Annotated in this window: 10 protein-coding genes; all 10 read right to left on the minus strand. The window is 69.3% G+C overall.

What is annotated here, in order from left to right:
* Positions 1–62: 62 nt before the first annotated feature.
* The 10 genes from GEV26_RS12215 to GEV26_RS17895 all read right to left on the minus strand — a co-directional run bounded on the left by GEV26_RS12215 (position 63) and on the right by GEV26_RS17895 (position 11,830).
* Positions 63–1,568, minus strand: a complete 1,506-nt coding sequence (locus GEV26_RS12215) for a DNA polymerase Y family protein (RefSeq protein WP_153653406.1) — start codon at positions 1,566–1,568, stop codon at positions 63–65.
* 10 nt (positions 1,569–1,578) lie between these two features.
* On the minus strand, positions 1,579–2,235 hold the full coding sequence (locus GEV26_RS12220; protein WP_153653408.1) for a hypothetical protein: 657 nt from the start codon (positions 2,233–2,235) through the stop codon (positions 1,579–1,581).
* 71 nt (positions 2,236–2,306) lie between these two features.
* Positions 2,307–4,019 (minus strand): dipeptide ABC transporter ATP-binding protein, encoded by a 1,713-nt coding sequence (locus GEV26_RS12225; RefSeq protein ID WP_153653410.1) that lies wholly within the window; start codon positions 4,017–4,019, stop codon positions 2,307–2,309.
* On the minus strand, positions 4,016–4,987 hold the full coding sequence (locus GEV26_RS12230) for an ABC transporter permease (protein WP_153653412.1): 972 nt from the start codon (positions 4,985–4,987) through the stop codon (positions 4,016–4,018). Before GEV26_RS12230 ends, GEV26_RS12225 begins: the two co-directional genes overlap by 4 nt.
* The gene (locus GEV26_RS12235; protein WP_153653414.1) at positions 4,980–5,909 is read right to left on the minus strand and encodes an ABC transporter permease; all 930 of its coding nucleotides are present in this window, start codon (positions 5,907–5,909) and stop codon (positions 4,980–4,982) included. The genes GEV26_RS12230 and GEV26_RS12235 overlap by 8 nt, the downstream gene beginning before the upstream one ends.
* A gap of 135 nt (positions 5,910–6,044) precedes the next feature.
* Positions 6,045–7,697 (minus strand): peptide ABC transporter substrate-binding protein, encoded by a 1,653-nt coding sequence (locus GEV26_RS12240; RefSeq protein WP_153653416.1) that lies wholly within the window; start codon positions 7,695–7,697, stop codon positions 6,045–6,047.
* 234 nt (positions 7,698–7,931) lie between these two features.
* The gene (locus GEV26_RS12245) at positions 7,932–8,879 is read right to left on the minus strand and encodes an electron transfer flavoprotein subunit alpha/FixB family protein (RefSeq protein ID WP_153653418.1); all 948 of its coding nucleotides are present in this window, start codon (positions 8,877–8,879) and stop codon (positions 7,932–7,934) included.
* A 15-nt stretch (positions 8,880–8,894) separates the two neighbouring features.
* On the minus strand, positions 8,895–9,674 hold the full coding sequence (locus GEV26_RS12250) for an electron transfer flavoprotein subunit beta/FixA family protein (RefSeq protein WP_208430961.1): 780 nt from the start codon (positions 9,672–9,674) through the stop codon (positions 8,895–8,897).
* Positions 9,675–9,870: 196 nt separating this feature from the next.
* Positions 9,871–10,464: a hypothetical protein gene (locus tag GEV26_RS12255; RefSeq protein ID WP_153653422.1), complete on the minus strand. Its 594-nt coding sequence runs from the start codon at positions 10,462–10,464 to the stop codon at positions 9,871–9,873.
* Positions 10,465–10,657: 193 nt separating this feature from the next.
* On the minus strand, positions 10,658–11,830 hold the full coding sequence (locus tag GEV26_RS17895; protein ID WP_194839843.1) for a hypothetical protein: 1,173 nt from the start codon (positions 11,828–11,830) through the stop codon (positions 10,658–10,660).
* Between the last annotated feature and the right edge of the window lie 216 nt (positions 11,831–12,046).

The raw sequence follows: 12,046 nt of genomic DNA on the forward strand, positions 1-12,046 counted from the left end.
TGGCGCGGAAGTGGACGACACGCCGTCCCAGAATCTTCGTTCTGCGCCAGTCGCGGGTCGGGTCAGTCATAGCGGGCCTCGGTCCACCAGTGGCCGCCCTCGACGATCATGAGGAAGGCGCTGCCGTCGACGCCGACGACCTGGAACCGGGCGATCCGGCGCGCCGCCGCCTCGTCCCACCACTGCTCGTCGACCGGCCAGGGTCCGGCCCACGACGCGACCGGCTGCCAGTCCGCACCGGCCGCGGCCCGAAATCGCGTCGGCTCCCCCGACACCATGCCTCGTCCGGTGACGCCGATGGGCTGTCCCTCGGCACCGACGACCATCGCCTGCTGCGGCTCGGGATAGACCGTCGCGGGCGCAGGCGGCGGCAGGCTGCCCGGCCAGGGCAGACCCACCGACCGCGCCGCCACCGGACGCTCGCCCCACGGCGCCAGCAGCCGCCGCTGGGCCGGGCCACGTCCACCCTGCACCGTGACCGAGACGACCGCCTCGTGGCCCACGATGCTCTGCACCCGGGCCACCCCCCGCTCGACCCGCTCGTCGGGGCCGCCACCGAAGAGGCTGTCGGCGTGGTCGCCCAGCGGCTCGGTGACCTCCGGGATCAGCCGCACCGCGTCGACCGGCGCGCGGATCGCACCGTCGACCGACAGCTGCCAACGGACCCGGTCGATGAGATCGGTGGGGCCGAACCAGCGCGGGTGCATCCACCGGCGGGACGTCGCGAGCGAGCCGTCGGCGTCGACCTCGATCAGCACCGTGGTGCAGACCAGGCCGTGACCCGCGAGATCGGTCACGAACGCCTCGGCGGTCGTGCGCAGGCTGAACGCGATCGGCTCGACGAGCTCCAGCGGCGGCTCGAGGACCAGGGTCGCCTCGAACTCCGGCGGCACCTGACGTCGGCTGATCGGCTGCGCGTCCTGGCCTCGGGCCAGGCGGTGCAGCAGCGCCCCGTGGGTGCCGAAGCGGGTGTGGACGTCGGCCGCGGGCAGCGACGCGAAGTCGCCCAGGGTCAGCAGCCCCATGCGGCGCAGCAGCCCGACCAGGTCGACGTCGTCGAGGACGTCGATCGGCAGATCGCGCAGGAACTGCGCCGAGCCGCCCTCGGGGACGACCAGGCTGTCCTGCGCGAGCGCCCGGCGGGCGGCCTGCTCGGCGGCGAACAGCCCGTCGGCGACACCCGCGCGGACGTCCCACACGCCGAGCTCGACGAGCCGCTCGGCGATGACCGCTGCGGCCTCGGCCTCGCCGCCGTAGAACCGCGAGGGCACCGAGATCGCGCAGAGCCCCGGCCGCAGCGGGGCGACCCCGGGGCTCAGCTCCTCGATCGCGGTGAGGACCGTCTCGAACGCGCGCGCATCGGCATCGGGGTTGTGCTCGCGCAGGACCAGGTCGGGGCAGCGCGACTGGGCGTCGCGGCGACGCATCCCCCGACGTACGCCCTCGGCGCGCGCGGCCTGCGAGCAGGCCAGCACCTGCCCCTTGTCGAGCACGGCCGCCGGGGTCGAGGCCGGCACGTCGACCGCCACGACCGGCCAGTCCGGCGCCCACAGCACCATGGTCCTCATGACGCGGCCCTCATGAGACGCTCCGCAGCCGGCTCGGGGACGGGGTGTCCTCGACGCGACGGATGACCTGGGACGCATCGGGGAGCCACAGCCGTCCGCGCCGGGCGGGAGCCGTGCCGCGCTGCACCTCGACGGTGACCCGGCGCGCCTGCAGGTGGCCGTGCCCCCGGCCGACGCCGACCCACTCGACGTCGCGCATCGACAGCCGGGCCTCGCTGCGGGGCCAGTCGCCGTAGGCCACCAGGATGCCGCCGCGCTGGCGCAGGCGAGCACTGATGCGGCTCACGTCCTTGGCCGCGACGAACGACGGGGCGCGCAGCACCACGACGCCCAGGACGTCGATCAGCGCGGCCGTGACCTCGAGCCACGCGTCCCCGGGATCGGGCACCAGGATCGTGCGGCGCAGCTCGACCCCGGCCGCGGCCGCGGCCTCCAGCCCCAGCTCGGCCGTGCCCACGACCCCGCACCAGGCCCCGTCGGCCGACGGCCCCGCCATCAGCGCGACCGCCAGGCTCATCGAGTCGACCGAGTAGGTGGAGCCGGCCTGCAGCTGGAGCAGCCCCGACAGGGCCGGGTGGGTCGCGACCGGCTGGGCGGCGGGCCGGCCCTGCATCTGCTGGACCCGCTCGCGCAGCTCACTGAGGGTCGGGGCTGCTGATGGACTCATTCATCCATCTTCGAACATCTGTTCGAGCGAGTCAATCTGCCCGATGGCGACGTCCCATCAGGCGGACGTCGTCACCGGCCCAGCGAGATCGACCCTCCCGGGATCGCGTCGAGCAGTCGGCGCGTGTACTCCTGCGTCGGGGTGTCGAACACCGCCGAGACCGACGCGGCCTCCACGACCTTGCCGTTCTGCATGACCAGGACGTCGTCGGCGATCTGCCGAACGACGGCCAGGTCGTGCGTGATGAACAGATAGCTCAGGCCGAGCTCGGCCTGCAGGTCGTTGAGCAGCTCGAGGATCTGCGCCTGCACCAGGACGTCGAGCGCCGAGACGGCCTCGTCACAGATCACGACCTCCGGGTCGAGGGCGAGCGCCCGGGCGATGGCCACGCGCTGGCGCTGGCCTCCCGACAGCTCGCCCGGGAAGCGCGACATGACCGTGGTGGGCAGCGAGACCTTGTCGAGCAGGTCGCGGACCTTGGCCTCGCGCTCCTTCTTGGTCCCGATGCCGTGTGTGCGCAGCGGCTCCTCGATCGACTGGTAGATCGAGTACAGCGGGTCCAGCGAGGCGTACGGGTTCTGGAACACCGGCTGCATCTGGCGACGGAGCCTCAGCCGATCCGCACGGCTCTTGAGGTCGGCGACGTTCTTTCCGTCGAAGATCACCTTGCCCGAGGTCGGCGGCAGCAGGTCCAGGACCATGCGGGCCACAGTCGACTTGCCCGAGCCGGACTCCCCCACGATCGCGGTCGTGGTGCCGCGACGCAGGCGGAACGACACGTCGTCGACCGCCGAGAAACCGACCTTCTGCCACGGCTTGGCACCGCGGAGCGTGAAGACCTTGGTGAGGTTCTCGGCGATCAGGATGTCGTCACGCCCCTCGCCCAGCGCCACCGAGCTGTCGGCGACCTCGGCCGCGATCTCCGCCGCGGTCTGGACCGCCTGCTCACGCACCTCGACGCGCGCCTGCACCGACGACAGTCGCTGCGACGCGATCGACGGGGCCTTGGCCACGAGACGCTGCGTGTACGGGTGCTGGGGATCCTGCAGGATCTCCCGCGCCGGGCCGGACTCGACGATCTTGCCGCGATACATCACCACGAGGTGGTCGGCCCGCTCGGCCGCCAGCCCCAGATCGTGCGTGATCAGCATGACCGCGACGCCGAGCGTGGACGTCAGGGTGTCCAGGTGGTCGAGGATCTGCTTCTGCACCGTGACGTCGAGCGCCGACGTCGGCTCGTCCGCGATCAGCAGACGCGGCCGCGCGGCCAGGCCCATCGCGATGAGCGCGCGCTGGCGCATGCCACCGGAGAACTCGTGCGGGTACTGACGGGCGCGACGCTCGGCGTCGGGCAGGCCGGCTTCCTCGAGGAGCTCGACGACGCGCTTGTCCGCCTCGTCGCCGCTCGCCACACCGTTGGCGACCAGCGCCTCCTTGATCTGGCGTCCGACCTTCCACAGCGGGTTCAGGTTGGACATCGGATCCTGTGGCACGAGACCGATCGAGGAACCGCGGAGGGCCAGCACGGCCTTGCGGTCCGAATCGGTGATCTCCCGCCCCTCGAACAGGATCTGGCCACCCATGACGTGGCCGGAGCCGGGCAGCAGGTCGATGACCGAGTGGGCCAGGGTCGACTTGCCGGACCCGGACTCACCGACGATCGCGATGGTCTGGCCGGGGTAGATCACCAGGCTCGCGCCGTCGACGGCCGTCAGGACCGTCTTCTTGTCGGTACGGAAGCCGACTCGCAGGTCCCGGATCTCGAGCAGGGGGGTCTCGGTCATGACTTCTTCGCCTTCGGGTCGAGGGCTTCTCGGACGGCCTCACCCAGCAGCACGAAGCCGAGGACGGTGATGGCCAGGGCCGTGGCGGGGACCCACATGACGACGAGGTGCTGGCCCGAGCGGACGAGCGTCTGGGCGTCGGCGAGGTCGTTGCCCCACGACACCATGCTCTGCGGGAAGCCCAGCCCCAGGAACGACAGCGAGGACTCGGAGACGATGAACACACCGAGCATGATGGTCGCCGAAACGATGACCGGCGACAGGGCGTTGGGCACGATGTGTCGGCGCAGGTTGGACACCTTGGACGCGCCGATGGCGGTGGCCGCGTCGACGAACTCCAGGTTCTTGACCTCCAGCACCGCACCACGCATCTGGCGGGTGATCTGCGGCCAGGCGAACAGCGCGAGCGCCATGACCACCACGAGCACCGAGCCCCAGAACCCGCGGTCGTCCCACAGGTTGTTGATCACCGAGATGACCACGATGCAGGCCAGCAGCAGCGGGATCGAGAAGAAGATGTCGCTGAGGCGCGAGACGATCGTGTCGACGATGCCGCCGTAGAAGCCGGCGATCGCACCGGTGACCATGCCCAGCACGACCGTGACGACCGTGGCGAGCACGCCGACGGCCACGGACGCACGCGCGCCGTAGACCGTACGTGCCCAGATGTCCGCACCCTGGAAGTTGTAGCCGAACGGGTGGCCCTCGCTCGGCGGGGCGAACTGCTTGCCCAGCGAGGCCTCGTTGGGATCGGCGCTGGTGAACAGCGTCGGGAACGCGACCATGACCGCGAGCACCAGGATGATCAGTGAGGCCAACCAGAACAGCGGCGACTTGCGCAGCCGCTTCCAGGCCTCCTTCCACTGGCTCTCGGGCACGGCGTCGACGTCGACGGCGTCAATTGCGCGCAGCGGCGTCTCGTCGAGTGGGGCGACGAAACGTTCCTGCCCCGGGTGTGTCTCAGACATAACGGATCCTCGGATCGAGAACGGCGTACAGGAGGTCGACGATCAGGCTCATGAACACGTAGATCATGACCATGACTGCCACGACCGCGACGGTCACCGGCGCGTCGCCACGGTTGACCGCCTGGAAGGCGAGGTTGCCGATGCCCTGCACGTTGAAGATGCCCTCGGTGATGATGGCGCCGGCCATGAGCGAGCCGAGGTTGATGCCGATGTACGTCACGACCGGCACCAAGGAGTTGCGCAGCACGTGGTTGCGGATGACCGCGCCCTCGGGCAAGCCCTTGGCACGGGCAGTCCGCACGTGGTCGGCAGTCATGTTGTTGGCGACCGAGGTGCGGGTCAGGCGGGTCGTGGTCGCGATGTTGGCGATGGCCAGGACGAAGGCCGGCAGGAGGAGCTTGCCCACGGTCCAGTCGCCGCCCACCGTCGCGCTGAAGATCGCGAACTTGACGCCGAACAGGAACTGCAGGACGAAGCCGACCACGAAGATCGGGATCGACAGCAGGATCAGCGAGATGACCAGCGTGATCGAGTCGAACCAGCCGTTGCGGCGCAGACCGGCGATCGTGCCGACGACGATGCCGATGATCGCGTCCATCAGCAGGGCCATGAGGGCCAGGGTCGCGGTGACGGGCAGGGCGTTGCGGATCTTCTCGAACACCGGCTGGCCGTCGAGCCCGACGAAGTCGGGGTTGAACGTCACGACGTCCTTGAGGAAGTACAGCCACTGGACGAGGAAGAAGTCGTTCATGTGGTACTGGTCCCGGATGGCCTGACGAACTTCGTCGGACACCGGCTTGTTGCCGATCAGACCGTTGATGGGATCACCGGGCCGCAGGAACACCAACGCGTAGATGATGAGAGTGGCCCCGAGAAAAACCGGGATGGTCTGGAGCAGTCGCTTGGCGACATACCACCACACGAGGCCTCCTGGGATGTGAAGGGTGGGGCTGGAGCACGTTCACCTGGTCAAGGGACATGGTGCACCCAGTTCGGACGCGGCGCACGGGGGCAGTCCTGGTGAGGACTGCCCCCGCGGCCGATGGTGCCGGTCGAACTACTTCGTCAGAGCGTAGTAGTCCGGCTTCTGCTTCCAGTTGAACTTGAAGTCCTTCAGATCCGTCGTCGTCACTGCGGTGGCGTTCTGGTACCACAGCGGGATGGCCGGAAGGTCCTTCAGGAGGACGGACTGCGCCTCGCTGATCAGCTTGTAGCGCTCGTCGTCCGAGGCCGCGGAGGCCTCGGAGACCAGCTTGTCGAAGTCCTTGTTGCTGTAGTCACCGTCGTTCGAACCGGCGCCCGTGGCGTAGATCGGTCCGAGGTAGTTCAGCATCGACGGGTAGTCGGCCTGCCAACCGGTGCGGAACGGCGTCTTGATCGTCCGGTCGGTGATGACCGTGCGGAGCTCGTCGAACGTCGGGTACGCCTTCGGCGCAGCATCGATGCCCAGCGTGTTCTTGATCTGGTTGGCCATCGCCTCGGAGAACTCCTTGTTGCCCGCTCCGTCGTTGTTGTAGGCCAGCTCGAACTTGCCGTCCCACTTGCTGATCTTGTCAGCCTCGGCCCACTTCTTCTTGGCCTCGTCGGGGTTGAACTTCAGCACCTCGTTGCCGGGCACCTTGTCGGTCCAGCCGTCGAGCACCGGCGACGTGAAGTCGCTGGCAGGCGTACGGGCGTTGTTGAAGATCTTCTCGGTGATCTCGGGGCGGTTGATCGCCATCGAGATGGCCGCACGACGCAGCTCGCCCTCTTCACCCTTGAAGTGCTCGAGGCGCTCGGGGATCGTGAAGGAGGAGAAGCTCGAGCCGGGCTCGTTGTACGCCTTGATGGCCGAGTCGCTCTCGAACGTGGTCAGGGCGCTCGGCGGAACCTGGTCCAGGACGTCGAGGTTGCCCGACTGCACGTCGGTGTAGGCCGAGTCGGTCGAGTTGTAGAACTTGAAGACCAGTCCGCCGTTCTTCGGCTTGTGGACACCCTTGTAGTCAGGGTTGGGCTCCAGGGAGATCTGCTTGTTCTTCTCCCAGCCGCTCTTGGTCAGCTTGTACGGGCCGTTGCCGATCGGGGCGTCACCGTACTCCTTGGTGATCTTGCCCGACTCGTCATACGCGCTGTCCGGCACCGGCATGTAGGCCGAGTAGCCAAGACGCAGCGGGAAGTCCGACTCCGGCTCCTTCAGCGTGATCGAGAACGACGTGTCGTCCAGCACCTTCAGGCCCGAGACGGTGTCGGAGCCCTTCTCGGTGTTGCCGACCTCGTCCGTGCCCTTGATCGGGTAGAAGAAGTAGTTGTTGAGCTGCTTGTTCTTCGGGTTGGCGCCGTAGTTCCAGGCCTTCACGAAGGAATCCGCGGTGACGGGGGTGCCGTCGGTGAACTTCCAGTCGTCCTTGAGCTTGACGGTCCAGACAGTGCTGTCCTCGTTGGGCTCGATGGACTCGGCGACCTCGTTGGTGACCGAACCGTCGGTGTTGTACGCCACGAGACCGGAGAAGAGGTTGTCGAGCGGGTCTCCGCCGCCGACCTCGTTGGTCGCGGTCGGGATCAGCGGGTTCTGCGGGTTGGTGCCGTAGACCGAGATGACCTTGTCGGTGGAGCCGCCACCGCCGCCACCCTCGCTCTTGTCATCGCTTCCGCCACCGCAAGCAGCCAGTGTCAGGCTGCTGGCCGCGATCAACGCCACACCCGCAAGGCGGGTACGCCGAGAGAGTCGCATGGATTCCTCCTGTGTTTGTCTGGCGCGCTGGCGCGCGCCCCCCTATGCCTATCACCGCGATCCAGTCCACAAACAGCGTGACAGGCCGCCTTAACCAAGTTGACACCAAAGAATGTCAATAGTTCTGAGGGATCATCGGCGCTGGTCACTCCGAGTGAATCCCTGTCTCCCACGTACGACGCCCGGCCTCCGCTGTCAGCGGTGACCGGGCGCCGTCTCGAAGCGGGAGCTGTGTCAGCCCTTGCGCTTCTTGACCTCTTCGGTCGCCTGCGGGAGCACCGACTTCAGATCGCCTACGACGCCGAAGTCGACGAGCTCGAAGATCGGCGCCTCGTCGTCCTTGTTGACCGCGACGATCGTCTTGGACGTCTGCATGCCCGCACGGTGCTGGATGGCACCGGAGATGCCGTTCGCGACGTACAGCTGCGGAGAGACCGTCTTGCCGGTCTGACCGACCTGGAAGCTGTGCGGGTACCAGCCGGAGTCGACCGCTGCGCGGGACGCACCCACGGCTGCACCGAGGGTGTCGGCGAACGCCTCGACCTCGGTGAAGTCGCCACCCGTGCCACGGCCGCCGGAGACGACGATCGCGGCCTCGGTCAGCTCAGGACGGCCCGAGGCCTCCTTGACCTTGGTCGAGGTGATCTTCGCGGTCTTGGCCGCCTCGGACACCTCGGCGGTCTTCGCCTCGACCGCACCCGCGCCGGCAGCGGCCTCGGGCGTCGTCGAGTTGGGCTTGACCGTGATGACCGGCGCACCCTTGGTGATGGACGACTGCACCGTGAAGTTGCCGGCGAAGACCGACTGCGTCGTGGTGACGCTGTCGCCGCTGGCCTGGACGTCGACCGCGTCGCTGATCCAGCCGGACTCGGTCTTCAGCGCCACGCGGGCGCTGATCTCCTTGCCCTCGGTGCTCGCGCCGACCAGGACCGCCGCGGGCGACGTCTCGGTGACGAGCTGGGCCAGGGCCTCAGCCTTGGGACCCACGAGGAACTCCGAGTAGACCGCGTCGTCGTACGTGTAGATCTTCTCCGCGCCGTACTGCGTGAGGGTGTCGGTGTCAGCGCTGCCGAACACGACGGCCGACGGCTCGCCGATGCGGCGGGCGATCGTCAGCAGCTCCAGCGAGGGCTTGGTGACCTTGCCGTCGGGAGCGTCGATGAGGACGAGTACTTCAGTCATGTGTCAGTGCCCTTCTCAGACGAACTTCTTGGCGGCGAGGAACTCGACGAGCTTGGCGCCGCCGTCTCCCTCGTCGGTGACGATCTCACCGGCGGTGCGCGGCGGGCGGGGCTCGTAGGACTCGACCTTGGTCCACGCGTTGTCCAGACCGACCGAGGACGCGTCGACGCCGATGTCCTCCAGCGTCCACTCCTCGACGGGCTTCTTCTTGGCGGCCATGATGCCCTTGAAGGACGGGTAGCGGGCCTCACCGGTCTGGTCGGTCACCGACACGACGAGCTTGCCCGACGCCTCGATCTCCTGCGTCGCGACGTCGCCGTCGCGGCGGATCTTGACCGTGTCGCCGTCGACCGTGATCTCCGAGGCGAACGTGACGGCCGGCAGGCCGAGGCGCTCGGCGACCAGCGTCGGGACGACGCCCAGTCCGCCGTCGGTCGAGGCCATGCCGAAGAAAACCATGTCGTACTCGAGCTTCTCGATAGCCTTCGCCAGGATCAGCGACGTCGCGAAGGCGTCCGAGCCGTGGATCGCGTCGTCCTGCACGTGGACGCCGGCGTCGGCACCCATCTGCAGGGCCTTGCGCACCGCGTCGGCTGCATCCTCGGGACCGACGGTCAGGACGGTCACCTCACCGTCACCGGCCTCGACGACCTGGAGCGCCTGCTCGACCGCGTACTCGTCGAGCTCTGACAGCAGACCGTCGACGCCCTCGCGATCGACGGTGTTATCGGCGCTGAAGGTCCGGTCTGCGGTCGCATCCGGCACGTACTTCACAGCGACAACGATTTTGGTCACAAGGACCCTCCTGTGAATTCTGGGTCACGGCGCCCAGTCGGGCGTCGCGGCAGTCTGGGACTGTTCGCGGGCCACCATTCCATGCCGTTGGGGGGCTCGGGTGAGGCGGCCCTACTTCATCTGAATGTTACCCAGCCGTAGTAATGCGGGCGATATGTCTGCCGCATGGGCTAGGTCACACCGCGAGCCGGCTGGCTCAGTCCTGGAGCCGCGCTCGCAGGAAGGACTGGGCCAGGACGCCGATGACCAGGTACGCCATCGAGCCCGCACCCCAGGCCACGAGCGACTCCTTCACCTCGGCGTCCTTGCCGGAGAACGAGAAGACGTCCCGCAGCGGGCCGATCAGGAGGTCGCAGACCGAGGTCACCGTGTCGTACGCCGAGCTCCCCTCCCCCGCCCCGAGCGCGACCAGCAGCGCGCCGACCGCCAGGACGAACGAGCAGAGCAGGCCGACCGCGCCGACCGCGCCCGCGAGCAACGAGACCGCCCGGCGCCCGGCGGTCCCGCCGTCGCGCCCACGCTCACGCCGGAGACGTTCGAGCAGTCCCTTCCGGGGCTCGCGCGGGGCCTCGACGATGTGATCGCGCGTGGCCGCGCGGCGGGCCTCCCGCTCCCGGCGGGTGGCCTCCTTCACCTCGGCGCGCTCCCGACGAGCCTGCGCCCTGGCTGTCTCACCCGCAGGACGCGCGGTCTCGCGGCGCGGCGCCGGCTCGTCGACGACCATGACCTCGGGAGCATGCTGCTCCGTGAGCTGCTGGTCCACACGGGCTGCGGCGCGGGCCCGCTCCACCTCGGCCCGCTTGGCCTCCCGAGCCTCGGCGCGCTCGCGGAACCTGGCCTCCTTGGCCTCACGACGCGCCTGGGCGCCCTGCTCGCGCTCCCGCCTCCTCGCCTGCCTCGCGGCTTCGCGCTCACCGTGGGCTGCGGCCTTCGCGTCCTTCCGGACGTCTGCGGTCGCTACGCCCTGCGTCGCGGGGGATGCGTCACGTGCGTCGGACGACTCTTTTTTTGATCGGGGGGGCGAGTGCCCCGGTCTCGTCGCTCACCCCCTCGGGCAGCTGCGCGCCGGTCTCGTCCGGAGCCGTCGAGCGGACGTCGGCCAGCGCGCGGTTGGCAATCACGATGTGCTCCTGGGCCAGTCGATCGGCCTCGGCCTCTGCGGCGGCGAGCCACTCCAGCGCGGTGCGCTCGGCCTGCTGCAGCTTCTCCGCGGCCGCCTCCTTCGCGGCGCGGATGGTGTCGGCGGCGACGGTCTCGGCCTCCGCGGTGAGCGCAGCGGCCTCCTGCTTGGCCCGGGTGAGCAGCGCGAATGCCTCCTCGCGGTCGGCGGCCGCCTGGGCCAGGAGCTGCTCCGCCTCGGCGTGTGCGGCGTCGATCCGCCGCTGCGCGTCCTGCTCCGCCTCGGCCTTGGCCGCGGCGACGCGCTCGTCCGCGAGCGCCTGCATCTCGGCGATCCGGGACTCGGCGGCCTCACGCTGGGCGGACTCGTTCGCGCTCAGGCGGGCGGCGGCCTCGGCACGCTCGCGACTCGCCTCCTCCATCAGCCGGGCGGCCTCACCGCGCGCCGCGGCGACGCGCTGCTGGGCCGCGGCGCTGGCGGCCGCGAGCTTCTCGGCGAAGGTGATCGGGCCCGACGACCCTTCGACCGGCTCCGGGTCGGCCACCGGGCCCGGCTCGGCGACCGGCTCGGGCTCCGCGACGGGCTCCGGCTCCGCGACGGGCTCCGGCTCCGCGACGGGCTCCGGCTCGGCCACGGGCTCCGGCTCCGCAACCGGCTCCGGCTCCGCGACGGGCTCGGTGTTGACGATGGTCTCGACGAGGGGTTCCTCCACGACGATCGGCTCAGGCTGCGTGTCCTGTGCCGGGGCCTGGTCGTCCTGCGGGACGACGGCCTCGCGGGCGGCGTCGAGCTTCCTGGCCAGGCTCTTCTCGGCGGCCGACTGCTCACGCTCGCTCGTCGAGCCACGCACGGCCTGGCGCTTCTCGGCTGCGAGTGCCCTGGCAGCGGCGCGCTGGTCACGACGTTTGTCGGCGGCGGCCTGGCGGGCCGCCCGGGCGGCGGCGCGACGGGCGCGCGGGCTGTCGTCATCCCCCGCGAGCTGGGCGTCATCGGCCAGGCCACGCCCGGCCTGCTCATTCGACTCCACGTCGCTCATGACTCTTCCCTCTCTGCGGCACAGCATCTCTACACCGCCGATGTCACATCGGGTCAGTATGCCCCATCCGGGACTCCCACACCCTTGTTGTGGACTCCGCTCCCGGGCCTGAGCGACGAGTCGTCGGGGCCAGTTGCGGGGACATCCACATCAACGACCGAGCGTCAAGAAGGTCCCGCACGACATCCGCTGATGTTTGCCGACTGCGCACCGCTG

The sequence above is a fragment of the Aeromicrobium yanjiei genome (assembly GCF_009649075.1).
GTDB lineage: Bacteria > Actinomycetota > Actinomycetes > Propionibacteriales > Nocardioidaceae > Aeromicrobium > Aeromicrobium yanjiei.

Excerpts from the sequence above, each read along its gene's own strand:
- GEV26_RS12230 (WP_153653412.1), bottom strand. The coding sequence starts at position 4,987 with ATGTCTGAGACACACCCGGGGCAGGAACGTTTCGTCGCCCCACTCGAC.
- GEV26_RS17895 (WP_194839843.1), bottom strand. The coding sequence starts at position 11,830 with ATGAGCGACGTGGAGTCGAATGAGCAGGCCGGGCGTGGCCTGGCCGAT.
- GEV26_RS12225 (WP_153653410.1), bottom strand. The coding sequence starts at position 4,019 with ATGACCGAGACCCCCCTGCTCGAGATCCGGGACCTGCGAGTCGGCTTC.
- GEV26_RS12215 (WP_153653406.1), bottom strand. The coding sequence starts at position 1,568 with ATGAGGACCATGGTGCTGTGGGCGCCGGACTGGCCGGTCGTGGCGGTC.
- GEV26_RS12220 (WP_153653408.1), bottom strand. The coding sequence starts at position 2,235 with ATGAGTCCATCAGCAGCCCCGACCCTCAGTGAGCTGCGCGAGCGGGTC.
- GEV26_RS12245 (WP_153653418.1), bottom strand. The coding sequence starts at position 8,879 with ATGACTGAAGTACTCGTCCTCATCGACGCTCCCGACGGCAAGGTCACC.
- GEV26_RS12240 (WP_153653416.1), bottom strand. The coding sequence starts at position 7,697 with ATGCGACTCTCTCGGCGTACCCGCCTTGCGGGTGTGGCGTTGATCGCG.